Genomic DNA, 1,763 nt, shown 5'->3' with positions numbered 1-1,763 from the left:
GAACAACATAACTGGTATGACCAGACAGAAAGGAGAAGGTTACGCTAATAGGAATTATAGTGAAGTTGTAAGTAACATTATGTCTTTAATAATTTTCTAAATAGTCAATTTATTCACAAGAGGTCAAGAATCAAATTGGTAATAAACGTGTTCTAAGTTTCTGCATAACAAAAGTGAAGTTATTCCGCAATAAAAGTATAAGCAATGTACAGTATAATTTCATCTTTTGTTGTCTAGTAAGGAGTTTGCTGACAAAACTAAGAGGGATATTATCAAATTGAAATTAAACAATGTTATGACAAGATTAACTGTAAGCATTGGTTTATTGATCCTCACGATTCTGTAAGTTAAACCGCAACTTTAGGAAAGAATTAATAATTTACTACTCATAAGGTGCCTGATTCAAATATAGTTAATAAATTTTTGTTATTTATATTTTAAAAAATAGAGTATCGAAATGAGAGATAAATAAAATCCTTATATCCTATTAGAAGTAAAAAACAACGATATTAACGTATCTGAAAGATTTCTCCTTCTTATCCAGTTTACAAAGAGAGCGGTCGTACAAGTTATATGAATTAAGTTATAAAAACAATGGTAAAGGAGTGTACGGAATGAAAACTAAAATAATGACAGGATTTTTAATAACATCCATTGTAACTGGAGCAACTATTCCTATCAATACTCTCGCAACACCAATCGTTCAAGCAGAAACTCAACAAGAAAACATGGATATTTCTTCATCATTACGAAAATTAGGTGCGCATTCTAAATTAGTCCAAACGTATATTGATCAATCTTTAATGAGTCCTAATGTACAGCTAGAGGAAGTCCCAGCTTTAAATACCAATCAATTCCTAATCAAACAAGATATGAAGGAATGGTCATCGGAACTCTATCCACAGTTAATTCTATTAAATTCAAAAAGTAAAGGATTTGTAACAAAATTTAATAGTTATTACCCGACATTAAAATCGTTTGTAGACAATAAAGAAGATAGAGAAGGGTTTTCGGATAGACTTGAAGTACTTCAAGAAATGGCTATGACGAATCAAGAAAATGCGCAACGACAAATCAATGAATTAACAGATCTTAAATTACAGCTTGATAAAAAATTAAAAGATTTTGATACTAATGTGGCAACTGCGCAAGGCATACTAAGTACAGATGGAACAGGAAAAATAGATCAGTTAAAAAATGAAATATTAAATACCAAAAAAGCAATTCAAAATGATTTACAGCAAATTGCATTAATACCAGGGGCTTTAAATGAACAGGGATTTGCTATATTCAAAGAAGTTTATAGTCTTTCAAAAGAAATTATTGAACCGGCTGCTCAAGCAGGGGTGGCAGCGTATAACAAAGGAAAAGAAATTAACAACTCTATTTTAGAAGCGGAGAAAAAAGCGGCGCAAGAAGCGACAGAACAAGGTAAAACTGCTCTAGAGATTGAAGCAGCAAAAAAAGCAGCTCGTGAAGCAATTGAGAAAAGCAAACAAGGTGAAATAGCAGCCGCAGCCGCAGCAAAAACACAAGAGTATGACCTGATGAAGGTCATTGATACCGAAAAGATTAAGAAAACATTTGGCGTTTTTGCTGAAGTAAATAAATTAACAGCAGAACAGCGAGCATATTTAGATGATTTAGAGAAACAAAATCAAAAAATATATGATTTAACAACGAAATTATCAATAGCTGATTTACAAAAATCAATGCTTCTTCTTACACAAAATGATTTGCATACGTTTGCAAATCAAGTAGAT

General features: G+C 31.5%; 1 protein-coding gene. It reads left to right on the top strand.

Annotated features, from left to right (window positions below; all coding sequences use genetic code 11):
• Nucleotides 1-614: 614 nt before the first annotated feature.
• Nucleotides 615-1,763 (top strand): hemolytic enterotoxin HBL lytic component L2 (hblC, locus tag GBN78_RS29650; protein WP_152128029.1); only part of this gene is annotated, 1,149 nt, incomplete at its 3' end.

This window comes from Bacillus sp. B2-WWTP-C-10-Post-4 (assembly GCF_009183805.1).
Classification (GTDB): Bacteria; Bacillota; Bacilli; order Bacillales; family Bacillaceae_G; genus Bacillus_A; species Bacillus_A cereus.
Note: the sequence above shows the minus strand (reverse complement) of the source record. Positions and strands in the feature narration are given on the sequence as shown.